This window comes from Janthinobacterium sp. GW823-FHT06H09, assembly GCF_058794735.1.
The window spans coordinates 471,607-494,047 of record NZ_JBXAHC010000001.1 but is presented as its reverse complement, the minus strand read 5'-3'; the positions used below and the strand labels follow the sequence as shown (position 1 = coordinate 494,047).

Genomic DNA, 22,441 nt, shown 5'->3' with positions numbered 1-22,441 from the left:
CGGATCAAGCCGGGGCTGTTTTCCCGGCTTTTTTTTCGCCCTGAGCCCGTCAAGGCTCAACCATGCGGAGCTTGCATAGCTCTGGGCATGATGATATGTTGATACCTCTGGAAAAGTAACTGTTTTCCCATGTCAACTAAGATGCCGCCAACTATGCCTGTACACACTCGTCCCCGGGTCGCCTCCCTTGCCATTAAAACACTCAGCAGCGCTGTCGCCTGTGCGGTGTTATTGTCACCGGCGGCATCCGCAGCCGAGCTGGGCAAGATCACGGTGCTGTCCGCCGCCGGCCAGCCGCTGCGCGCCGAGGTCGAATTATCGGCCATCAAGCCAGGCGAGGCAGCCAGCCTGCTGGCCAAGCTGGCGCCGCCGGAGGCCTATCGCCAGGCCAACGTGGAATTCAATCCCGCATTGAACGCCTTGACGTTTGCCGTGGAAAACCGCAATGGCAAGCCCTTCATCCGCATCAGCTCGGCGCAACCGGTGGCCGAGCCCATGGTGGATCTCTTGCTGGAACTGAGCGGCAAGAGCGGTCGCCAGGTGCGCGAATATGCGTTCGTGCTCGACACGCCGGAAGCGCGCCAGACGCGCGGCGCGCAAGTGACGGCGCCGGCCGAACCGGGCAAAGGCAAGGCGGCGGCCGATGCTGCGCCAGCTGCGGCGAAAAAGCCGGCCGGGGAATACAAGGTCAAGACGGGCGACACCCTGAGCCGCATCGCCAGCGAACTGAAGCCTTCGGGCGTGTCGCTCGACATGATGCTCGTCGCCCTGTACCGCGCCAATCCCGACGCCTTCAAGGGCGAGAACATGAACCGCATGCAGGCCGGGCGCATCCTGGCCGTGCCTGGCGCGGACGCCGTGCGCGCTACCGGTGCGGCTGAAGCGAAGGGCATCGTGACGGCGCACGCCATCGATTTCGAGGCCTACCGCAACAAGCTGGCAGGTCAGGTGTCGCAAAGCAAGCCGGCCAAGGCCGCGCAAGCGACGCAAAGCACGGCCGGCAAGATCGGTGCGACCAAGGTGCAGGAAAAGCCGACGGCCGTGAGCGAGTCGCAAGACAAGCTGAAACTGTCGAAGGCGGAGCCGGCGGCCAAGTCGGCCGGCAAGAGCGCCGTCGCCAGCGAGGAAGACAAGATCGCCAAGGCGAAACAGGTCGATGAAGCCGCTGCCCGCGTCAAGGAGCTGGAAAAGAACGTCAGCGACCTGGAAAAGTTGATGGCGGTCAAGAGCAAGGCCATGGCCGACAAGAGCGCCCCGGCGCCCGCCAAACCGGCCGAGGCCGCTGCCAGCGCACCCGCCAGCGCGCCGGCCGAGGCGCAGCCGCCCGCACCTCAGCCTGCCGCACCGAAGGTCAAACCGGTGCCGCTGGTGAAAAAGCCATCGCCGCTGGAGCCGACGATTACCGACAAGATCAATGACCACCTGGGCGCCATCGGCATCGGCATCGCCGCGCTGCTGGCGGCCGTGGCCGCACTGGTGGTCGCGCGGCGCCGCAAGCAGACGCCGCCGCCAGCCCAGGGCGATATCGCCCCCGTGGTCGAGCCGGAACCGGAAGCGCCCGTGACGCCGCCGTCCGGCCTGGCGCCGGAAGACCAGCAGTCCGAAGCGAGCAATCACCTGTTCGGTACGGGCGCGGCCGCTGCCGGCGTGGCCGCCGCGGCGGGCGCCAGCATGCTCGATGCGAATGAAACGGACCCCGTCGCCGAAGCGGACGTGTATATCGCTTACGGCCGCGATGGTCAGGCGGAAGACATCCTCAAGGAAGCCTTGCGCATCCACCCGGAGCGCCATGCGGCCCGCCTGAAGCTGCTGGAAATCTATTCGGCCCGCAACGACGTGCGCGCGTTTGAAGACCAGGCCAGCGAGCTCTACAGTCTGACGCGTGGCCAGGGCGAGGAGTGGCCGCAGGCGGCCGCGCTGGGACTGGCGCTCGATCCCACCAATCCCCTGTATGGCGATACGGAAGACGACGCCGTGGTCAGCCTGAGCAAGGCGGCCGGCGACGACGTGCATGGCCAGAGCATGGACTTGCCCGACGAGCCGCCCGCGCCGCTGGCCGACCTGGCGCCGGCCGAGCCGGTCTCCTCCGTGACGGCCCGCGATGCGCGCGCGCCCCTCGACTTTGACCTCGACAGCCTCGATTTCGAACCTGTTTCCACCAGCGAGCCGATCGTCATGCCGGGGCCGGACAGCAAGCCGGTCCCTGCCGCGCACGATGCGCAGTATGACGCCAGCATGGATTTCGGCCTGGACCTGGAGCCGCCTGCCGGCCCCGTCAATGGCGTGGGCGCCGGTTTGACGCCATTGCCTGATCCCTTGAAGGATGTCGACCTGGCCCACTTCGACCTCGACGAACCCGTGGCGCCGGCTGCCGTGCCCGTCGCGCCCGTCGCGGCGGCCGAGCCTTCCCTCGATAGCCTGTTCGACGATGCGCAAGCGCCGGCGAGCTTGCCGGAAGCGATACCGCCCGCACAGGAATTCGACCTGTCCGGCATCGACCTGGATCTCAACGATGGCAAGACGGCCAGCGTGGGCGTGGACGACCCGTTGTCGGCTATCCACATGGAAATGGATACCAAGCTGGACCTGGCGATCGCATACCAGGAAATCGGCGACAAGGAAGGCGCGCGCGAGCTGATCGATGAGGTCATCAAGGGTGGCAGCGAAGAGCAGGTCGCCAAGGCGAATACCATGAGAGCTTTGCTGAGCTAAGCACCTGATACGACGTTCATGGCTGCGTTGCACGGTCTCGCCGTACTATTCGTACTGTCTTCGACCGCGCGCCTGGCCCTGAACGCCGTCTCGTTCGCTTTCCAGCACCAGATACGACGTCCATGGCTGCGTTGCACGGTCTCGCCGTATTATTCGTACTGTCTTCGACTATGCGCCTGGCCCTGAACGCCGTCTCGTTCGCTTTCCAGCACCAGATACGACGTCCATGGCTGCGTTGCACGGCCTCGCCGTACTATTCGTACTGTCTTCGACCATGCGCCTGGCCCTGAACGCCGTCTCAGGCGCTGGTGTGGCAGGAAGGCGGGGCGGCCTTTGCGCCGGTATAATGCTTCGATGCAAAATATTACGACAGCAACGCCATTGAAGCGTATCGTCCTCGGCCTGCAGTATGACGGCACGGCCTGGCATGGATACCAGAAACAGGAAGACGGGCAGACGGTGCAGGACCAGCTGGAAAACGCGCTGGAGCAGTTTGCCCGCGTGCGCCTGGCCACCACGTGTGCTGGCCGCACGGATACGGGCGTGCATGCGCTCGAGCAAGTCGTGCATTTCGATACGGATTTGAACCGCGATGTGCACTCGTGGGTGCGCGGCGTCAACGCTTTCCTGCCCAAATCGATCGCCGTGCGCTGGGCCAAGGAACTTGATGGCGATCCGACGGTCAATGACTTCTTCCACGCCCGGTTCAGCGCCCGCGCGCGCACCTATCATTATGTGTTGTACAACAACGCCACCCGTTCGCCGCTGGTGGAGGGGCGCGCCGGTTTCTTTTTCCGTCCGCTGGACGTGGAACTAATGCGCCAGGCCGTGCAGCCGCTCTTGGGCTGGCACGATTTCACGGCGTTTCGCGCCGCGCAATGCCAGGCCAAGTCGCCCGTCAAGCTGATGCATGACATCCGTATCGAGCGGCGCGGCGATTGCGTGATTTTTACGATTACGGCCAATGCCTTCCTGCACCACATGGTGCGCAACCTGGTCGGTTCGCTCGTCTACATCGGCACGGGACGAGAAAAGCCGGAGTGGCTCGGGCATTTGCTGGAAAGTAAGGACCGCCACGCGGCGGCGCCCACCTTCATGCCGGACGGCCTGTACCTGGCACAGATCGATTACGATCCGAAATGGGCCTTGCCGCAAGACAGCAGCAGCGCCTTGCCCTGGTTTTGATCTGCATCAATAAAGGATAGCCATGCCACGCACACGCATCAAGATCTGCGGCCTGACCCGCGTCGAAGACATCCAGGCTGTCGTGGCGGCGGGCGCCGACGCCATCGGTTTCGTGTTTTATCCGAAAAGCCCCCGTTACGTGACGCCCGGGCAGGCCGCCAGCCTGATCGCCGCCATGCCGCCCTACGTGACGACGGTGGGCCTGTTCGTCAATGCCACGGTGGACGAGGTGCGGGCCACCAGGGCCGTGGCGCCTTTATCTCTGCTGCAATTTCATGGCGACGAGACGCCTGAGCACAGCGCGGCGCTCGCCGGTGCCGTGAATACGCCGTTTACGCAAGTGTTCCGCGTCAAACCCGACACCCGCTTTGAAGATTTGCTAGAATACGAACAGCGCTATCGCGCCGCCAGCCCCTTGTTCTCGAGCCTCTTGCTCGATACCTATGTGGATGCCTACGGCGGTGCAGGAAAGGTATTCGATTGGTCCCTCATTCCAGAAGAACTCGCGCCTCGGGTCGTTTTAAGTGGTGGCTTGAGCGTACAAAACGCGACTGACGCAGTGGTGCGCGTGCGCCCTTACGCCGTCGACATCAGCAGTGGTGTCGAAGCGTCCAAGGGCATCAAGGACGCATCCCGAGTCCGCGCGTTCATCGCCGCGGTGGGGGATGCCGATGCCATCATTGCCAGAGGAAACCACCATGAATGACCACACCAACTCGCCCGGCGCAGCCGCCGCATTGTTCCACGCTACCGATTACCCGTTTCCCGACCTGCGCGGCCACTTCGGCCCGTACGGCGGCTCCTTCGTTGCCGAAACGCTCACGCATGCACTGGCCGAACTGAAAGACGCCTATGCGCGCTACAGCGCCGATCCGGAATTCCTCGAAGAATTCCGCTACGAGCTGAAACACTTCGTCGGCCGTCCCTCGCCCATCTACCACGCCAAGCGCTGGTCCGAGATGGCCGGCGGCGCGCAAATCTATTTCAAGCGCGAAGACTTGAACCACACGGGCGCGCACAAGATCAACAACGTGATCGGCCAGGCCCTGCTGGCCAAGCGCATGGGCAAGCCGCGCATCATCGCCGAGACGGGCGCGGGCCAGCACGGCGTGGCCACGGCCACCATCTGCGCCCGCTTCGGCCTCGAATGTGTGGTCTACATGGGCAGCGAAGACGTCAAGCGCCAGGCGCAGAACGTGTACCGCATGAAATTGCTGGGCGCGACCGTCGTGCCCGTCGAATCGGGTTCGAAGACACTCAAGGATGCGCTGAACGAAGCCATGCGCGATTGGGTCACCAACATTGAAAACACCTTTTATATCATCGGCACCGTGGCCGGCCCCCATCCTTACCCGATGATGGTGCGCGACTTCCAGTCCGTGATCGGCGAGGAATGTCTGGTGCAGATGCCGGAAATGACGGGCCGCCAGCCCGACTACGTGCTGGCCTGCATCGGCGGCGGCTCGAACGCCATGGGCATCTTTTACCCGTATATCGACCAGAAAGAGGTCAAGCTGATCGGCGTGGAAGCGGCTGGTGAGGGATTGGACACGGGCAAGCATTCGGCGTCGCTGACGGCCGGCTTCCCGGGCGTGCTGCACGGCAACCGCACCTATCTGCTGCAGGATGACAACGGCCAGATCATCGAGACGCATTCCGTCTCGGCCGGCCTCGACTATCCGGGCGTGGGGCCGGAACACGCTTGGCTGAAAGATTCGGGCCGCGCGCAATACGTGTCGATCACCGATGACGAGGCGCTGCAGGCTTTCCACGACTGTTGCCATATCGAAGGCATCATCCCGGCCCTGGAATCGTCGCACGCGCTGGCCTACGCGGCCAAGCTGGCGGCCACCTTGCCGAAAGATCAAATTGTACTGGCCAACCTGTCGGGCCGTGGCGACAAGGACATGCATACGGTGGCGGAGCGCATGGGATTGAATTTCAGTTAAACAACTGTCAATTCTCAATAACGCGTAGGTCGGCTTAGCGCGCCAGCGCGTAAGCCGACATTTCTCAGCAATTACACGAAAGCATCCCATGTCCCGTATCGCCGCCACCTTTGCCCAATTAAAATCCAATAACAAGACCGCCCTGGTCACCTTCATCACCGCCGGCGACCCCGGCCCTGACGCCACCGTGCCGCTGATGCACGCGCTCGTCGAGGGCGGCGCCGACATTCTGGAGCTGGGCGTGCCGTTTTCCGACCCCATGGCCGAAGGCCCCGTCATCCAGCGCGCCTGCGAACGGGCCTTGAAATTCAATGTCGGCATCCACGACGTGTTCGGCTACGTGCGCCAGTTCCGTGAAACGAACCAGACGACGCCCGTGGTGCTGATGGGCTATGCCAATCCCATCGAGCGCATCGGCAGCGCCGCCTTCATTGCAGCAGCGCAAGCGGCCGGCGCCGATGGCGCCATCGTCGTCGACTATCCGCCGGAAGAGTGCGAGGAGTTCGGCGCCGCCATGCGCGCAGCGGGCCTCGACCTGATTTTCCTGCTGGCGCCCACTTCGACCGAAGAGCGCATCGCGCAAGTGGCCAAGGTTGGCGGCGGTTTCAGCTATTACGTGTCGCTCAAGGGCGTCACGGGTGCCGGCAACATTGATACGGAACAGGTGGCGGAGCGCCTCGCGGCCATCCGCCAGCATGTAAAATTACCCATCGGCGTGGGCTTCGGCATCCGCGATGGCGCCACGGCCAAGGCCGTCGCCAAGGTGGCCGATGCCGTCGTGATCGGCAGCCGCATCATCCAGGAAATTGAAAATGCCCCGGAAGGGGGCGCCGTCGACGCCGTGCGCAGCTTTACGGCAGGCATCCGCGCCGCACTCGACGCCTGAGCAAGCTTGCCGTTTACGCAAGATGCGTTGGCGGCAAAGTTCGACAGCCCGGCGATAAACGGCTACACTTCGGCCACTGATTTGCCTGTTATTGTGCAATAGATAAAATTTTTGGTGGCGCCCCGCGGGGCGTCACCGTTGACCGTCTGCCGGGGGCGTCCACCGACGCTACCCCTACAAGGGCCCAAGGAGAAAATATGAGTTGGTTGGAAAAACTGCTGCCACCGCGCATCCAGCGTTCTGATGCGGCCGCGCGCAAGACCATGCCGGAAGGCCTGTGGGTCAAGTGCCCGTCGTGCGAAGCCGTGCTGTACCGTACGGACCTGGAATCGAATTTGCACGTGTGCCCGAAATGCGACCATCACATGCGCATCCGCGCGCGTGAACGCCTCGACAGCCTGCTCGACGCGGGCGGCCGCTATGAAATCGGCCAGGAAATCCTGCCCGTCGATACCCTGAAGTTCAAAGACAGCAAGAAATACCCGGATCGCCTGAAGTCCGCCATGGAAGCGACTGGCGAGACGGATGCGATGGTCGTCATGGGCGGCGCCATCATGAGCCTGCCAGTAGTCGTGGCGTGCTTCGAATTCGAATTCATGGGCGGCTCCATGGGCTCGGTCGTGGGCGAGCGCTTCGTGCGCGGCGCGCAGATCGCGCTGGAGCAGAAAGTGCCGTTCATTTGCATCACCGCCACTGGTGGCGCGCGCATGCAGGAAGGCTTGCTGTCGCTGATGCAGATGGCGAAAACCACGGCCATGCTGACCAAGCTGTCGGAAAAGAAATTGCCATTCATCAGCGTGCTGACCGACCCCACCATGGGCGGCGTGTCCGCCTCGTTCGCTTTCATGGGCGACGTGGTCATTGCTGAACCGAAAGCGCTGATCGGCTTTGCCGGCCCGCGCGTGATTGAAAACACCGTGCGCGAAAAACTGCCGGAAGGCTTCCAGCGCGCCGAGTTCCTCGTCACCAAGGGCGCCGTCGACATGATCGTCGACCGCCGCAAGATGCGCGAAGAAATCGCCCGTCTGCTGGCCTTGTTGCAAAACCAGGCTGTGGAAGTGCTGGCTTAATTTACCGCTGGCGTCGGGTTACGGCCTTTGGCCTAACCCGACCTACATCGTCCTGCCTCGTTATATCTCTTCTGCGCCTTGCGCATCGCATCCTTCAAGAAGTCTCCCATGCAAAACCTCCCTACGTCATTGCCGGACTGGCTCGCCCTGCTGGAAACCCGCCATTCGGAAACCCAGATCAACATGGGCCTGGACCGCGTGCAAGCCGTCAAGGCGCGCATGCAGCTCGCTTTTACTTGCCCCGTGATCATGGTGGCGGGCACGAATGGCAAGGGCTCCACCTGCGCCATGCTGGAATCCGTGTTGTTGCGTGCCGGCTACAAAGTGGGCTTGTACATCAAGCCGCATTTCCTCGATTTTAACGAGCGCGCGCGCGTGCTGGGCGAGATGGCCAGCGACGAGCAGCTCGTCGCCAGCTTCCAGGCCGTCGAAGCCGTGCGCGGCGATACGCCGCTCACCTATTTCGAATTCACCACCTTGGCGATTTTGCATCTGCTGTCGCAAGCCAAGCTGGACGTGGCCATCCTGGAAGTGGGCCTGGGCGGGCGCCTCGATGCCGTCAACGTGATCGACGCGGACGTGGCCATCGTCACCAGCGTCGATATCGACCACACGGATTACCTGGGCGACACGCGCGAAGCGATCGGCTTTGAAAAGGCGGGCATCTTCCGTCCAGGCAAGGCGGCCATCTGCAGCGACCCCGTGCCGCCGCAATCGTTGATCGACCATGCCGAGGCCATCGGCGCCGACCTGTGGCTGATGGGCCGCGATTTCAACTATTCGGGCGACAAGCAGCAGTGGAACTACGGCGGGCGCGAGCAGCGCCGCAATTCGCTGGCCTACCCGAGCTTGCGCGGCGCCAACCAGATCCTCAATGCGACGGCCGTGCTGGCCGCGCTGGAAGTGCTGAAGCTGAAACTGCCCGTGGGCGCGCAGGAAGTGCGCACGGGCCTCGTGACGGTGGAACTGCCGGGCCGCTTCCAGGTCTTGCCTGGCCGCCCCAGCGTGATCCTCGACGTGGCGCACAACCCCCACGCGGCGTCGGCGCTGAACCAGAACCTCGGTAATATGGGTTTCCACCCGTACACCTATGCCGTATTCGGTTCCATGCACGACAAGGATATCGATGGCGTGCTGGCCGCGATGAGTGAACACGTTGACCACTGGTGCCTGACGGGCCTGCCTTCGCCGCGCGCGGCCACGGCTTCCGAGCTGGCCGCCAAGGTGCAGATCATGCTCGAAGATAAGCCCGACAGCAGCGAACATACTGTGTCTATTTTCGATGATCCGGCACAAGCTTTTGCAAATGCAATGAGCCGGGCCGGTGAGAATGATAGAATTGTGGTCTTTGGTTCTTTCCTCACCGTTGCAGGCGTGATGAAGGCCCGAAAATCCTCACTTCACTGAAACGCACTCGACTGAAAATCACGCATGGGCTTGTTCTCGAAACTGTTTAAAAACAAGCAAGAATCCTCTGGCGAAGACAGCGGCTTTTATGTCCCTGGCGAAGCGCAGTCGCCGACCCGCAAACGCACCGCCAACACCTCCGGTGGCGGCGGATCGCGCCGTGGCGGCAAGGAAGCACCGGATCCGGTCTTGCCTGAAAAAAAGCGCGCACGCCGCCGCCTGGTCGGGGCCGTCGCCCTGGCCCTGGGCGTCGCCGTCGGCTTGCCGATGCTGCTCGATTCGGAGCCGAAAGCACCGTTCAACGATATCGCCATCGACATTCCGTCGAAGGAAAAGGCGGCGCCTGCACCGGCGCCTGTGCCGGCCGTTCCGGTCCAGGCCGCATCGAATGGCCTGGACCAGTCCGAGGAAATCGTCGACGCGCCGCTGCCGCCTGCGGCCAAGCCGACGCCGGCCCCCGTGCTGGCCGCCGCCCAGCCTGTACCGGTCAAGCCGGCCTATGTGGAGCCGAAACCCGAACCCAAGTCCGAACCGAAGCCTGTCAAGGTGGAGCCGAAGCCGGAACCGAAGCCCGAGCCGAAGCATGAAGCCAAGCCGGAGCCGAAACACGAGCCCAAGCCTGAACCGAAGCATGAAGTAAAGCCCGAAGCCAAGCCTGAGGCCAAGCCTGCCAAGCCGGCGCAATCGGCCGACGATGCCGCGCGCGCGCTGGCGATCCTGGAAGGCAAGCCGCAAGACAAGCCGCAAGACAAGCCGCAAGAAAAAGCGCAAGACAAGGCCCACGACGCCGGCAGCGGCAAGTTCGTGGTGCAGGTGGCGGCGCTGGCGACGCAGGACAAGGTCGATGAATTGCAGGACAAGCTGCGCGAAGCGGGCATCAAGTCGTACACGCAGAAAGTCTCCAGTCCGGCGGGCGAGCGCATCCGCGTGCGCGTGGGACCGTTCGGCAGCCGCGAAGACGCGGAAAAGACGCGCGCCAAGTTGCAAAAGCTGGGCCTGGGCGGCTCGCTGGTGCCGGCGTGATGTTGCAAGGCTGAATGCGCGTGACGATCTTCGATTACCTGGTGCTGTTCGTGCTGGTGACTTCCGTGCTGATCAGCATGATGCGCGGCCTGGTCAAGGAAATACTGTCCCTGGTCAGCTGGATCGTGGCGTTCGTCATTGCCAATGCCTATGGCGCCACCCTGGCGAAATTTCTGCCGGAAGCCGTGCCGGGCGAAGCGATCCGTTTATTGCTGGCTTTCGTAGTGCTGTTCATCGGCGTGCGCATTTTGATGGGATTGCTGTCCATGACGGTTGACGCGCTCGTCAAGGTGACAGGCCTGAGTCTGGCCGACCGCACCCTGGGCAGCCTGTTCGGCGTGGCGCGGGGCCTTGTGATCGTGCTGACCGCCGTCATCTTGTGTGGCATGACTTCCATACCGCAGCAGCCATTCTGGAAAAACGCGCTGCTCAGTCCGCTCGCGGAACAGGGCGCGCGCGCCATCAAGCCTTATCTGCCTGCCGCTTACGCGCAGCATGTGAAATTTTGAATTTTTTTAAAATCAGTAGCACAGTTTAGGAGCACACCATGTGTGGCATCGTCGGCGTCGTTTCCCATCAACCTGTCAATCAATTGCTCTATGATGCATTGTTGCTCCTGCAACATCGCGGTCAGGACGCGGCAGGGATTGCGACCAATCACAGCAGTATGTTTTCCATGCACAAGGCCAACGGCCTCGTGCGAGACGTCTTCCGTACGCGCAACATGCGTTCGCTGCAAGGCACGACGGGCATCGGCCATTGCCGCTACCCGACGGCCGGTTCGTCGAGCGAAGAGGAAGCACAGCCGTTCTATGTGAATGCGCCTTTCGGCATCACCCTGGCGCACAATGGCAACCTGACCAACTGGGAACAGTTGAAGCTGGAAATGTTCAAGAACGACCGCCGCCACATCAATACCGATTCCGATTCGGAAGTGCTGCTCAACGTGCTGGCGCATGAAATCCAGGAAGCGACGACGGGCCTGAACCTGGACCCGGAAGCGATCTTCAAGGCCGTGACCGTGCTGAACCGTCGCGTCAAGGGCGGCTATGCCGCCGTCGCGCAAATCGCCGGCGTGGGCTTGCTGGCCTTCCGCGACCCGCACGGCATCCGCCCGCTGTGCCTGGGCATCAATGAAACGGAGCAGGGTCCCGAATACCTGATCGCTTCCGAATCCGTGGCCCTGGAAGGCATGGGCTTCCGCTTCGTGCGCGACATCGGTCCCGGCGAAGCCGTCTTCATCGATGCCGACAAGAAATTGCACAGCGCCCAGTGCGCCGACAATGCCAGCCTGAACCCCTGCGTGTTCGAATTCGTCTACCTGGCCCGTCCCGACTCCGTCATCGACGGCGCCTCCGTGTACGCCACGCGCCTGAAAATGGGCGAATACCTGGCCGAGAAGATCCGCGCCGAATTGCCAGGCGTGCATATCGACGTGGTCATGCCGATTCCCGATTCCTCGCGTCCGGCCGCCATCCAGCTGGCCATGGCGCTGAACATCGAATACCGCGAAGGCTTCATCAAGAACCGCTACATCGGCCGCACCTTTATCATGCCGGGCCAGGCGGCGCGCAAGAAATCCGTGCGCCAGAAGCTCAACGCGATCCCGTCCGAATTCAAGGATAAAGTGGTCTTGCTCGTCGACGATTCCATCGTGCGCGGCACCACCAGCCGTGAAATCGTGCAGATGGCGCGTGAAGCGGGCGCGACGAAAGTCATCTTCGCCTCGGCCGCGCCGCCGGTCATCTATCCGAACGTGTACGGCATCGACATGCCGACGCGCGACGAGCTGATCGCCTACGGCCGCACGACGGAAGAAGTGTGCCGCGAAATCACGGCCGATTACCTGGTCTACCAGGATATCGGCGCGCTCAAGCAGGCGATCGCCGACGTCAACCCGGCCCTGACCAACTTCGAGGCCTCGTGCTTCGACGGCGTCTACGTGACGGGCGACGTGTCGCAGGAATACCTGGACCGTCTGGAATATGCGCGCCACCATCCGAAGGCGGCAGCGCCCGAAGATACGCCGCGTTCCCAGCTGAACCTGAACCTGGCAACGACAGAAGCGTAATTATCTTGCCCGGCTAGCGCCGGGCTTTTTTTGCTCCGCGATCATGAACGATAAAAAAAACTACGGCTTTACCACCACCATCCTGCATAACGACCGCCGCAAGGGCATCGAGCATGGGTCGCTGCACAAGCCCGTGCACACTTCCGTCGCCTTCGGCTACGGCGATGCGCGCCAGCTCGCTTCCGTATTCCAGGGCAAGGAGCCCGGTTTCCGCTATGGCCGCCAGGGCAACCCCACCGTGTCCGCGCTGGAAGACAAGGTCAACAAGATGGAAGACGGCGTGGCGACCTTGTGCTTCGCCACCGGCATGGGCGCCATCGGCGCCGTGGTGCAGTCGCTGCTGCGCGCGGGCGACCATGTCGTCTCGTCGGCCTTTTTGTTCGGCAATACCAACAGCCTGTGGCAAACGGTGACGGGGCAGGGCATCGCCGTATCGTTCGTCGACGCCACCGAGGTAGCCAACGTGGCGGCCGCCATCACGCCTGCCACGCGCATCGTGTTCGTGGAAACCATCGCCAATCCGCGCACGCAGATCGCCGACCTGAAAAAAATCGGTGACCTGTGCCGCGAAAAGGGCATCCTGTACATCGTCGACAACACGATGACGACGCCGTATTTGTTCCGCCCGAAAGCCGTGGGCGCGGGCCTCGTGGTCAACGCCTTGACGAAATCCATTGGCGGCCACGGCAATGCGCTGGGCGGCAGCTTGACGGACACGGGCGTGTTCGACTGGACGCAGTATCCGAATATTTTCGAGAACTACAAGAAGGCGGCGCCCGCGCAGTGGGGCATCGCGCAAATCCGTGCCAAGGCCTTGCGCGACTTCGGCGCCTCGCTGGGTCCGGAAGCGGCGCACCACATCGCCGTCGGCGCGGAAACCATGGCCTTGCGCATGGACCGCACCTGCTCGAACGCCCTGGCGCTGGCCACCATGTTGCAGGCCGACCCGAGAGTGGCGGCCGTGCATTACCCGGGCTTGGCGTTGCACCCGCAGCACGCCTTGGCGAGCGACCTGTTCCGCAGCTATGGTTCGCTGTTCAGCTTTGAATTGAAGGATGGCATCGATTGCTTCGATTTCCTCAATCGTTTGAATTTGGCCATTCCAGCGAGCAACCTCGGCGACACGCGTACCCTGGTCATTCCCGTCGCCCACACGATCTTCTATGAGATGGGCGCCGAGCGCCGCGCCAGCATGGGCATCGCCGAATCGCTGATCCGCGTCTCCGTCGGTATCGAGGATGAGGTGGATCTGCTCGAGGATTTCCGCCAGGCACTCGATGTATAAGTCGCCGGACAAATGAAAAGGGCCGCAACAGTCATGCTGTTGCGGCCCTTTGTTCGTGCAGTCGTTTAATGCCAGCTGCGCATCAGTCCCACAGCCAGGCCTTCCAGGGCGAATTCATCTTTCGGCAGCAGTTCGATGACGGAAACTTAGGTGTCAGGCATGAGAAGGGGCCGCAACTAAAAACTGGGGTCAGACCCGGCGGGTCTGACCCCGGCATGCAACTTAATGCCAGCTGCGCATGAGTCCGACGGCCAGGCCTTCCAGGGCAAATTCATCTTCCGGCGACACGGTGATGACCTTGAAGTCGGGGTTTTCCGGCAGCAATTCGATGACGGAACCCGTCTTCTTGTAGCGCTTGACCGTGACTTCGTCGCCGATGCGGGCCACGACGATCTGGCCATTCTTGGCGCTGTCGACCTTCTTGACGGCCAGTAAATCGCCATCCATGATGCCGGCGTCGCGCATGGACCAGCCGCGTACCTTCAGCAGGAAGTCGGGCTTGGCCGAAAACAGGGCGGGGTCCACGTTGTAGCTCGCTTCCAGGTTTTCCTGGGCCAGGATGGGCGAACCGGCGGCCACCCTGCCGATCAGGGGCAGCGACATCAGCAGCGCCGCCGGCACTTTCGATGGCGGCGCTTCGGCTGCCGCGCCGATCAGGCGGATGCCGCGCGAGGTGCCGGGCGAAATCTCGATCGCGCCCTTGCGGGCCAGGGCCTGCAAATGCTCCTCGGCCGCATTGGCCGATTTGAAACCCAGTTCATTGGCAATTTCGGCACGGGTGGGAGGAAAGCCCGTGTTTTCAATCGCGTCCTTGATCAGGTTCAGGATTTGTTCTTGTCGTGCTGTCAGCTTGATCATGAGCGGTGGGTGCATACTAAAATGCTGTCTATATGAACAGTCTGTATTTTTGTACAGTATCGCCCACTATGCAAGGGGATTTCCGTGTTTTCGGCGAATTTCGCAAGAAATACTTGTTCCCGGTCGAAAAGCACGGTGGCGCGCGGGCTTTTCGGGCGCTGGCGCAAGCAATGATTGAAACGTTTGCAAAAGGCGGTTATAATCTTCGGCTGACCTTCCCACACCCGTCTTGACGCCGGGGTGGGCGATTATCAATCCGACCTGAAGGAGTTTGCATGCGTCATTATGAAATAGTCTTTATCGTCCATCCGGACCAAAGCGAGCAAGTGCCCGCGATGATCGAACGCTACAAAGCCAGCGTAACCACCCGCGGCGGTTCGGTTCACCGCGTGGAAGATTGGGGCCGCCGTCAAATGGCTTACTCGATCCAAAAGCTGCCTAAAGCACACTACATCTGCCTGAACATCGAATGCGACAACGAGACCCTGGTCGAGTTGGAAACAGCATTCAAATTCAATGATGCCGTGTTGCGTCACCTGACCGTTAAAATGAAGAAAGCTGAAACAGCTCCTTCGCCGATGATGAAATCGGTACAACGCGAAGACGCGGCCAAAAGCCACCGCACCGAAGCACCAGCAGCCGCTCCAGCCGCAGCAGCAGCTTAATTCTTGACCAGGATCGTGCGCTGAACCAGCTACAAGTCACCGCCATCATTGCCGAGCGCGAAATATTGCGCTATACCCCGGCAGGGCTGCCGATTGTGAATGCAGTATTGCAACACAGTTCGCAGCAGATGGAAGCAGGGATTGCCCGTTTGACCGAGTTTGATGTTGCCGCGCTAGCCGCTGGCGAAATTTCAGGCCGGTTCAGTCAGGCAAGCTTGGGCGGGGTGTATCAGTTCACGGGTTTCCTGGCCAGGAAGAGCCGCAACAGCAAGAGTTTGGTGTTTCACATCATTGATTTTAGTGCAGTCAATTCTGACTAGCGCATTTTAGATACAGGAGCCTGACATGGCATTCGGTAAAAAGTTCGACAAAAATAAGCTCAAGCTTAAAGAAAAACGCAAACAGCAAAACCCTTTGTTCAAACGTAAGAAGTTCTGCCGCTTCACGGCAGCTCACGTTGAGCAAGTCGACTACAAAGACGTCGACACGCTGAAAGACTTCGTCCAGGAAAACGGCAAGATCATGCCAGCACGCCTGACCGGTACCAAAGCGCACTACCAGCGCCAAGTCGACACCGCAATCAAGCGCGCTCGCTTCCTCGCGCTGCTGCCATACACCGATCTGCACCACGCTTAATCGGTCAGATATTCCTGGAGAAGAACTATGCAAATCATTCTGTTAGAAAAAGTTGTAAACGTCGGTAACCTCGGCGAAGTCGTCAAAGTCAAAGACGGTTACGCACGTAACTTCCTGATCCCGCAACGCCTGGCACGTCGTGCTACGGCAACCGCTGTGGCTGAATTCGAAGTCAAGCGCGCCGAACTGGAAAAAGCTGCTGCCGCCAAACTGGCCGCATCGCAAGCCCAGGGCGAAAAACTGAGCGGCCTGACCGTTCAAGTTGCTCAAAAAGCTGGCGTCGATGGCCGTCTGTTCGGTTCCGTCACCAACTTCGACATCGCTGAAGCGCTGACCAAGCAAGGTTTTGCTGTTGAAAAAGCACAAATCCGCATGCCTACCGGCCCGCTGAAGATCGTTGGCGAGCACAACGTTTCGGTTGCTCTGCACACCGACGTGGTCGTGGAAGTTGTTATCGCTGTCGTTCCAGACGCGAACGCGTAATCGTCTGCGGGCCTGGCCCGCAAGCGCTGCCGCACTATGAAAAGCCGGGTTCGCCCGGCTTTTTTGTGGCCTTTTTTTCGCTCATTTTCAGCCCTTTATTTTTGCCGGCACGCCGAAGCGGGTATAATTCGCGCCATGAACGCCCCCTCTGATCCGCAACTGGATTCCCTCCGTATTCCGCCGCATTCGATCGAAGCAGAACAATCCGTTATCGGTGGTCTGCTGCGCGACAATGCCGCCTATGACCGCATCGCCGACTTCATGCATGCGGAGGATTTCTATCGCTATGACCATCGCATCATCTTCGAGCAAATCGTCAAGATGGTTAACGCTTCCAAGCCAGCCGATGTCATTACTGTTTTTGAAACCCTGACCCAGCTCGGCAAGGCCGATGACGTGGGCGGACTCGCTTACCTGAACGCCATGGCGCAAAACACGCCATCGGCCGCGAACATCCGGCGCTATGCCGAGATCGTGCGCGACCGCGGCGTGCTGCGCAAGCTCATTACCGTCGCGGACGATATCTCCGGCACGGCCTTCAGCCCGCAAGGCAAGGAAGTCAAGCAGATGCTTGACGAGGCCGAGTCGAAGATTTTCGCCATCGCCGAGGAAGGCGCGCGCGGCGCCCAGGGCTGGACCGCCATCCAGCCCCTGCTGACGCAGGTGGTCGAGCGCATCGACGAACTGTACAGCCGCGACAACCAGAGTGAAATCACGGGCGTGCCCACCGGTTTCATCGACCTCGACCGCATGACCTCGGGTCTGCAGCCGGGCGACCTGGTGATCGTGGCGGGCCGTCCGTCGATGGGCAAGACGGCGTTTTCCGTCAACATCGGCGAAAACGTGGCCATCGACAGCGGCTTGCCCGTGGCCGTGTTCTCGATGGAGATGGGCGGCGCCCAGCTGGCCATGCGTATGCTCGGCTCCGTCGGACAGCTGGACCAGCACCGCCTGCGCACGGGCCGCCTGAACGACGAAGACTGGCCGCGCCTGACGAATGCAATCCAGAAGATGAACGACGCGCAGTTGTACATCGATGAAACGCCGGCGCTCAATTCCATCGAATTGCGCGCCCGTTCGCGCCGTTTGTCGCGCCAGTGCGGCAAGCTGGGCCTGATCATCGTCGATTACTTGCAGCTGATGTCGGCCAATACGCCGGGCGACAACCGCGCCACGGAGATTTCCGAGATTTCGCGTGGCTTGAAAGGCCTGGCGAAAGAACTCGGTTGCCCCGTGATCGCGCTGTCACAGTTGAACCGCTCGCTGGAGCAACGCCCGAACAAGCGTCCCGTGATGTCCGACTTGCGCGAATCGGGCGCTATTGAGCAGGATGCCGACGTGATCCTGTTCATTTACCGCGACGAGGTGTATAACCCCGACTCGCCGGACAAGGGGACGGCCGAAATCATCATCGGCAAACAACGTAACGGTCCAATCGGCAGCATCCGCCTCACCTTCATGGGGCAGTACACCAAATTTGGCAATTACAGTGGTGGCCTGGCGCTTTACCAAGGCGACTAAGACTCAGCAGCACTGATATTCCATTGGCCGCCCCCTCATACGGGGCGGCTTTCTGTAGTAAATAACACGACTCAATGCTTAACGGAGAATGACATGTTTGGACGCTTGATGCCCACTGAGGGCAAGTTTTTTGAATTGTTTAACCAGCACGCGGAATTGTGCGTCAAGGGCGCGAAAGAGATGCTCGGCCTGATGACCAATTTCGACGACCTGGAAAACCGCGTGCACGCGATCGAAAGCATCGAGAAACAGGCGGACAAAGTCACCTACGCCACCGTGGAAATGCTGCACAAGACCTTCATCACGCCGATCGACCGCGATGACATCCATCAGCTGATCACGCGCCAGGACGACATCCTCGACCTGCTGGAAGATGCGGCGCAAACCGTCTCGCTGTACGACCTGAAGGCCGTCACGCCGGAAGCCAAGCGCCTGGCCGAACTGGTGCTGGCCTGTACCGAGAAAGTGCGCGACGCCGTCGCCATGCTGCACAACATGGACAACTCGCGCAAGATCGTCGCCATCTGCGAAGAGATCGACCGCCTGGAATCGGACGCCGACCACGTGATGCGCGCCGCCATGTCCAAGCTGTTCCGCGACGAGCCGGACGTGCGCAACCTGATCAAGCTGAAAGCGATCTACGAAATTCTGGAAACCGTGACCGACCGTTGCGAAGATGTGTCCAATATTATCGAAGGCATCATCGTCGAAAACGCGTAAGCGTTGGGCCTGTCCTGAACCAGAATCAGAAAAGAAACTATAATGACCATACAAATCAGCATCTACGTGCTAGGCCTGTTGATCGTCCTCGCGCTGCTGTTTGACTTCATGAACGGCTTCCACGATGCCGCCAACGCGATTGCCACGGTGGTCTCGACGGGCGTATTGAAACCGCAGACCGCGGTTGCCATGGCCGCCACGTTCAACTTCGTCGCCATCTTCGTGTTCCACCAGCTGACCGTGGCCGCCACGGTGGGCAAGGGCACCATCGACCCGGCCGTGATCGACCAGTACGTGATCTTCGGCGCGCTGATGGGCGCCATCTTCTGGAATTTGTTTACCTGGTACTACGGCATTCCCTCGTCGTCCTCGCACGCCCTGATCGGCGGCCTGGTGGGCGCCGCTGTCGCCAAGTCCGGCACGGGCGCGCTGGTCGCGGCCGGCCTGTGGAAAACCGTGGCCTTCATCGTCATCGCCCCCGTGCTGGGCTTCGTGTTCGGCTCCATCATGATGCTGATCGTGTCGTGGATTTTTGTCCGTTCGACGCCGCGCAAGGTCGACAAGTGGTTCCGCCGTTTGCAACTGGCATCGGCCGCGGCCTATAGCCTGGGCCACGGCGGCAACGATGCGCAAAAAACCATCGGCATCATCTGGATGCTGCTGATCGCGGCCGGCTACTCGAACGTGAACGACCAGATGCCGCCGATGTGGGTCATCATCTCGTGCTACACGGCCATCAGCTTCGGCACCCTGTTCGGCGGCTGGCGCATCGTCAAGACCATGGGCCAGAAGATCACCAAGTTGAAACCCGTCGGCGGCTTCTGCGCCGAAACGGGCGGCGCCATCACCCTGTTCGTCTCGACGGCGCTGGGCATTCCCGTGTCGACCACGCACACGATCACTGGCGCCATCGTCGGCGTCGGCTCGGCGCAAAAAATGTCGGCCGTGCGCTGGGGTGTTGCCGGCAATATCGTCTGGGCCTGGATCTTCACGATTCCCGCTTCCGCGTTCGTGGCGGCAGTGGCCTGGTGGATTGGCCACCACATCATGTAAGGCACCTCTGCAAACCTACTGCGCAGCCCACTATCGAATCTCCGTTGCTCACTGTACTAAAGTACAGCTCCGCTACTCAATCCGATATCGGGCTTGCTCGCTACGGTTTTCAGAGGGCCTTGGGCCAACTGGGCGCATGTATAAAAAAGGAACCGTAAGGTTCCTTTTTTTATGCGCCGGCCAGTTCCACCGTCAGCCCTTCGCTGGCGAGGAACACCTGCAGGCCGGCCAGGCGGCTCGCATAGCGGCCCATCACGTCGGCAAACACGGCTTCGAGCTGCTCGTCGCTGCGGGTCGGTTCGTGGTGGGTGCAGTACAGGTGCCGCGCGCCGCAGCGCAGGGCCAGGTCGAAGGCGGCGTCGAAGGTGCCGTGGCCCCAGCCCTGCTTGCCCGGGTATTCTTCGCGCGTGTACGAGCAATCCATGATCAGCGCATCGACGCCGGCGACCAGCGCATCGATGCCGGCCTGGCGCTGCGCATTGCGCGCCGCGCAGGCCGCATGCTCGGCGTGGCCGGGCGGATGCAGGTTGTAGAACGGTTCATGGTCGCCGCTGAAAAACAGCGAGGCGCCGCCGCAGTCGATGCGGTAGCCGAGGTTGACCACCGGATGGTTCATTTCCGCGCCGCGCACGCGCGCGCCGCCCACGTCGACGGCTTCGCCGGGCGCCAGGGTGCGGTACTCGATGCAGGCCGCCATGGCCGCTTCGCTGACGGGAAAATAACTGCCCTGCAGCTGCACCGCCATCACGTGCTCGATGCCGCGCCCGCTGTTGCCGTCCAGGGCGCCATGCAGGCGCATGCGGTTGCCGGCCACGAACAGGGGCGAGAACATGGGCAAGCCGTGGATGTGGTCCCAGTGGCTGTGCGTGATGAAGACGTGCGCGTCGACGGGCTGGCCCGGCGGCAGTTGCTGCGCCAGCGCGAAGATGCCGCTGCCGGCATCGAGAATGATCAGGCTGTCGTTGTCCGTGCGCACTTCGATGCACGTGGTGTTGCCGCCATAGCGCGCCGTGCGCGGGCCGGGGGAGGGGATGGAGCCGCGCACGCCCCTGAACGTGAATTTCATTCAGTACCTTGTTACAGTGTAATTATTGTTGATTCTATTCTAATTAATGAGATTGGCGGCAACATTTATGCGTGTTGCGTTACGGAAAGTAATTTCATTTTGTTGTGACTAAGTAATGTACAGTGCGCAGGGTCGCCGTTACACTGGCGCTTGCCGACTTCCCCTTTTTTGCTTGCCCATTACCTGATTGCCACCAATATGCCTCAGCTGCACCCTGAGAAAATCGCCCACAGACTGGAGCAATTGACCGAACTCAGCGTCGCGCTCGGCCACGGCCTGGGCGGTGAGGGGCGCGACATTGGCGCGCTGCTGCAGCGCATCGTGCTGCTGGCGAAAAGCATGAGCGGCGCCGACGGCGCCACCCTGTACCGGCCCGCGCTTGAGGGGCGCCAGTTGGCGTTCGACATCAGCGTCAACGACAGCCTGGGCATCGCGCAGGGGGCGGACATGGGTTTGCCGGGCGTACCGCTGTTCGATGGCGCCGGCCAGCCCAACCTGGCGTCGGTGGCCGCGTATGCGGCGAACATGCGCCGCAGCGTGAATATCGCCGACGTCTACCGCGACGAGGTCTTCAATTTTTCCGGCATGCGTGAGTTTGACCGCCACCATGGCTACCACACGCAATCGATCCTGACGGTGCCCATGAGTGATCACGAGGGCGACTTGATTGGCGTGCTGCAACTGGTCAATGCCAAGGATGGCGAGACGGGCCAGGTGCGCGCCTTTTCCTCCACCGACCAGCGCTTCATCGAGGCGCTGGCCGCGCAGGCGGGCGTGGCGCTGACGAATCAGCTGCTCATCTCTCAGCTGGAAGAGCTGCTCGAGTCGCTCGTTACCCTGATCAATATCGGCATCGATGAAAAGTCGCCGTACACGGGACGGCATTGCCAGTTCGTGCCCGAGCTGACGATGTTGCTGGCCGACGCCGCGCATGCGACGCAAACGGGGCCGCTGGCCGATTTCCGGCTCAGCGACAACGAGCGCAAGCAGCTGTGGCTGGCCGGCCTGCTGCACGATTGCGGCAAGATCACCACGCCCGTGCACGTGGTCGACAAGGCCACCAAGCTGGAAACCATTTTCGACCGCATCGCCCTGATCGACACGCGCTACGAAGTGCTGCTGCGCGACGCCGAGATCGAGGCCCTGCGCCTGCAGGCCGCGCAGCCGCAGCAGAAGGACGCCATTGCCCGCGCGCTGGAGCAGGAGCAGGCGGCGCTGCGCGAAGAGCGCGATTTCATCCGCACGGTCAACATCGGCGGCGAGAGCATGGCGCAGGCCGACCAGGAAAGGGTGCGGCAGATCGCCCGGCGCCGCTGGCGCGCGGCCGACGGCGAACTGCGCGATTTTCTCGATGCCGACGAGACGGAAAACCTGACCATCCGCGCCGGCACCCTGACGGCGGCCGAGCGGGCCATCGTCAACAACCATATCAGCGTGTCGATCCGCATGCTCGAAGCGCTGCCGTGGCCCAAGCACCTGCAAAAGGTGCCCGAATATGCGGGCGGCCACCATGAGCGCATGGATGGCAAGGGTTATCCGCGCGGGCTGACGAAAGAGCAGATGTCGGTGCCGGCGCGGCTGATGGCGATTGCCGACATTTTCGAGGCGCTGACGGCGCGCGACCGGCCCTACAAAAAGGGCAAGTCGCTGTCCGAATCGCTGCGCATCCTCGGTAACTTCAGCCTGAACGGCCATATCGACCCGGAGCTGTTCGACGTGTTCATCCGCAGCAAGGTCTATCTGACCTTCGCTGAAAAGCACATGCATCCGAGCCAGATCGATGCCGTCGACGAGGCGGCCATTCCGGGCTATACCCCTTGAAGCTGCCGCAGTCCTGGCGCAAGCATGGGG

General features: G+C 61.7%; 22 protein-coding genes. 20 read left to right on the top strand and 2 right to left on the bottom strand.

Features of this window, described 5'->3' with window-relative positions:
• Positions 1 to 225: 225 nt before the first annotated feature.
• The 11 genes from AC1Q6X_RS02340 to AC1Q6X_RS02290 all read left to right on the top strand — a co-directional run bounded on the left by AC1Q6X_RS02340 (position 226) and on the right by AC1Q6X_RS02290 (position 13,588).
• Positions 226 to 2,712, top strand: a complete 2,487-nt coding sequence (locus tag AC1Q6X_RS02340) for a motility hub landmark protein FimV (RefSeq protein ID WP_492494819.1) — start codon at positions 226 to 228, stop codon at positions 2,710 to 2,712.
• A gap of 381 nt (positions 2,713 to 3,093) precedes the next feature.
• Positions 3,094 to 3,897, top strand: coding sequence for a tRNA pseudouridine(38-40) synthase TruA (gene truA / locus AC1Q6X_RS02335; RefSeq protein WP_492417674.1), 804 nt, complete (start codon positions 3,094 to 3,096; stop codon positions 3,895 to 3,897).
• Positions 3,898 to 3,919: 22 nt separating this feature from the next.
• On the top strand, positions 3,920 to 4,603 hold the full coding sequence (locus AC1Q6X_RS02330; RefSeq protein ID WP_492417672.1) for a phosphoribosylanthranilate isomerase: 684 nt from the start codon (positions 3,920 to 3,922) through the stop codon (positions 4,601 to 4,603).
• Positions 4,596 to 5,846, top strand: a complete 1,251-nt coding sequence (trpB, locus tag AC1Q6X_RS02325; RefSeq protein ID WP_121670171.1) for a tryptophan synthase subunit beta — start codon at positions 4,596 to 4,598, stop codon at positions 5,844 to 5,846. Before AC1Q6X_RS02330 ends, trpB begins: the two co-directional genes overlap by 8 nt.
• Positions 5,847 to 5,934: 88 nt before the next feature.
• Positions 5,935 to 6,732 (top strand): tryptophan synthase subunit alpha, encoded by a 798-nt coding sequence (trpA, locus tag AC1Q6X_RS02320; protein ID WP_492494816.1) that lies wholly within the window; start codon positions 5,935 to 5,937, stop codon positions 6,730 to 6,732.
• Positions 6,733 to 6,929: 197 nt separating this feature from the next.
• Positions 6,930 to 7,802: an acetyl-CoA carboxylase, carboxyltransferase subunit beta gene (gene accD / locus AC1Q6X_RS02315; protein WP_010400390.1), complete on the top strand. Its 873-nt coding sequence runs from the start codon at positions 6,930 to 6,932 to the stop codon at positions 7,800 to 7,802.
• Between the two features lie 108 nt (positions 7,803 to 7,910).
• On the top strand, positions 7,911 to 9,209 hold the full coding sequence (gene folC, locus AC1Q6X_RS02310; protein ID WP_492494814.1) for a bifunctional tetrahydrofolate synthase/dihydrofolate synthase: 1,299 nt from the start codon (positions 7,911 to 7,913) through the stop codon (positions 9,207 to 9,209).
• A gap of 24 nt (positions 9,210 to 9,233) precedes the next feature.
• Entirely contained in the window at positions 9,234 to 10,232 is a 999-nt protein-coding gene (locus AC1Q6X_RS02305; protein WP_492494812.1) for an SPOR domain-containing protein, read from the top strand.
• A 20-nt stretch (positions 10,233 to 10,252) separates the two neighbouring features.
• Positions 10,253 to 10,741 (top strand): CvpA family protein, encoded by a 489-nt coding sequence (locus AC1Q6X_RS02300; protein ID WP_070221159.1) that lies wholly within the window; start codon positions 10,253 to 10,255, stop codon positions 10,739 to 10,741.
• A 38-nt stretch (positions 10,742 to 10,779) separates the two neighbouring features.
• Positions 10,780 to 12,303, top strand: coding sequence for an amidophosphoribosyltransferase (purF, locus tag AC1Q6X_RS02295; protein WP_034750508.1), 1,524 nt, complete (start codon positions 10,780 to 10,782; stop codon positions 12,301 to 12,303).
• A 43-nt stretch (positions 12,304 to 12,346) separates the two neighbouring features.
• Positions 12,347 to 13,588 carry a cystathionine gamma-synthase family protein gene (locus AC1Q6X_RS02290; protein ID WP_492494810.1) on the top strand — a complete coding sequence of 414 codons (1,242 nt, stop codon included), beginning with the start codon at positions 12,347 to 12,349 and terminating at the stop codon, positions 13,586 to 13,588.
• Positions 13,589 to 13,810: 222 nt separating this feature from the next.
• On the opposite strand, the gene lexA is transcribed toward AC1Q6X_RS02290, so the two are convergent.
• On the bottom strand, positions 13,811 to 14,446 hold the full coding sequence (lexA, locus tag AC1Q6X_RS02285; protein WP_034750502.1) for a transcriptional repressor LexA: 636 nt from the start codon (positions 14,444 to 14,446) through the stop codon (positions 13,811 to 13,813).
• A 32-nt stretch (positions 14,447 to 14,478) separates the two neighbouring features.
• Here lexA and AC1Q6X_RS02280 point away from each other — a divergent pair, with 32 nt between their 5' ends.
• The 8 genes from AC1Q6X_RS02280 to AC1Q6X_RS02245 all read left to right on the top strand — a co-directional run bounded on the left by AC1Q6X_RS02280 (position 14,479) and on the right by AC1Q6X_RS02245 (position 19,524).
• Positions 14,479 to 14,679 carry a hypothetical protein gene (locus AC1Q6X_RS02280; RefSeq protein WP_143449978.1) on the top strand — a complete coding sequence of 67 codons (201 nt, stop codon included), beginning with the start codon at positions 14,479 to 14,481 and terminating at the stop codon, positions 14,677 to 14,679.
• 42 nt (positions 14,680 to 14,721) lie between these two features.
• Entirely contained in the window at positions 14,722 to 15,111 is a 390-nt protein-coding gene (rpsF, locus tag AC1Q6X_RS02275) for a 30S ribosomal protein S6 (protein ID WP_034750499.1), read from the top strand.
• A gap of 20 nt (positions 15,112 to 15,131) precedes the next feature.
• On the top strand, positions 15,132 to 15,431 hold the full coding sequence (gene priB / locus AC1Q6X_RS02270) for a primosomal replication protein N (RefSeq protein ID WP_034783455.1): 300 nt from the start codon (positions 15,132 to 15,134) through the stop codon (positions 15,429 to 15,431).
• A gap of 25 nt (positions 15,432 to 15,456) precedes the next feature.
• Positions 15,457 to 15,747, top strand: coding sequence for a 30S ribosomal protein S18 (gene rpsR / locus AC1Q6X_RS02265; protein ID WP_010400024.1), 291 nt, complete (start codon positions 15,457 to 15,459; stop codon positions 15,745 to 15,747).
• Between the two features lie 27 nt (positions 15,748 to 15,774).
• Entirely contained in the window at positions 15,775 to 16,230 is a 456-nt protein-coding gene (gene rplI / locus AC1Q6X_RS02260; protein ID WP_034783456.1) for a 50S ribosomal protein L9, read from the top strand.
• A 135-nt stretch (positions 16,231 to 16,365) separates the two neighbouring features.
• Positions 16,366 to 17,751, top strand: a complete 1,386-nt coding sequence (locus AC1Q6X_RS02255; protein WP_034750488.1) for a replicative DNA helicase — start codon at positions 16,366 to 16,368, stop codon at positions 17,749 to 17,751.
• Positions 17,752 to 17,844: 93 nt separating this feature from the next.
• Positions 17,845 to 18,471: a DUF47 domain-containing protein gene (locus tag AC1Q6X_RS02250; protein ID WP_010400015.1), complete on the top strand. Its 627-nt coding sequence runs from the start codon at positions 17,845 to 17,847 to the stop codon at positions 18,469 to 18,471.
• 39 nt (positions 18,472 to 18,510) lie between these two features.
• Positions 18,511 to 19,524, top strand: coding sequence for an inorganic phosphate transporter (locus tag AC1Q6X_RS02245; protein WP_070221141.1), 1,014 nt, complete (start codon positions 18,511 to 18,513; stop codon positions 19,522 to 19,524).
• A gap of 169 nt (positions 19,525 to 19,693) precedes the next feature.
• On the opposite strand, the gene AC1Q6X_RS02240 is transcribed toward AC1Q6X_RS02245, so the two are convergent.
• Positions 19,694 to 20,590, bottom strand: coding sequence for an MBL fold metallo-hydrolase (locus AC1Q6X_RS02240; RefSeq protein ID WP_070221143.1), 897 nt, complete (start codon positions 20,588 to 20,590; stop codon positions 19,694 to 19,696).
• A 198-nt stretch (positions 20,591 to 20,788) separates the two neighbouring features.
• On the opposite strand from AC1Q6X_RS02240, the gene AC1Q6X_RS02235 reads away from it, so the two are divergent.
• Entirely contained in the window at positions 20,789 to 22,411 is a 1,623-nt protein-coding gene (locus AC1Q6X_RS02235; RefSeq protein ID WP_492494806.1) for a GAF and HD-GYP domain-containing protein, read from the top strand.
• The last annotated feature ends 30 nt before the right edge of the window (positions 22,412 to 22,441 follow it).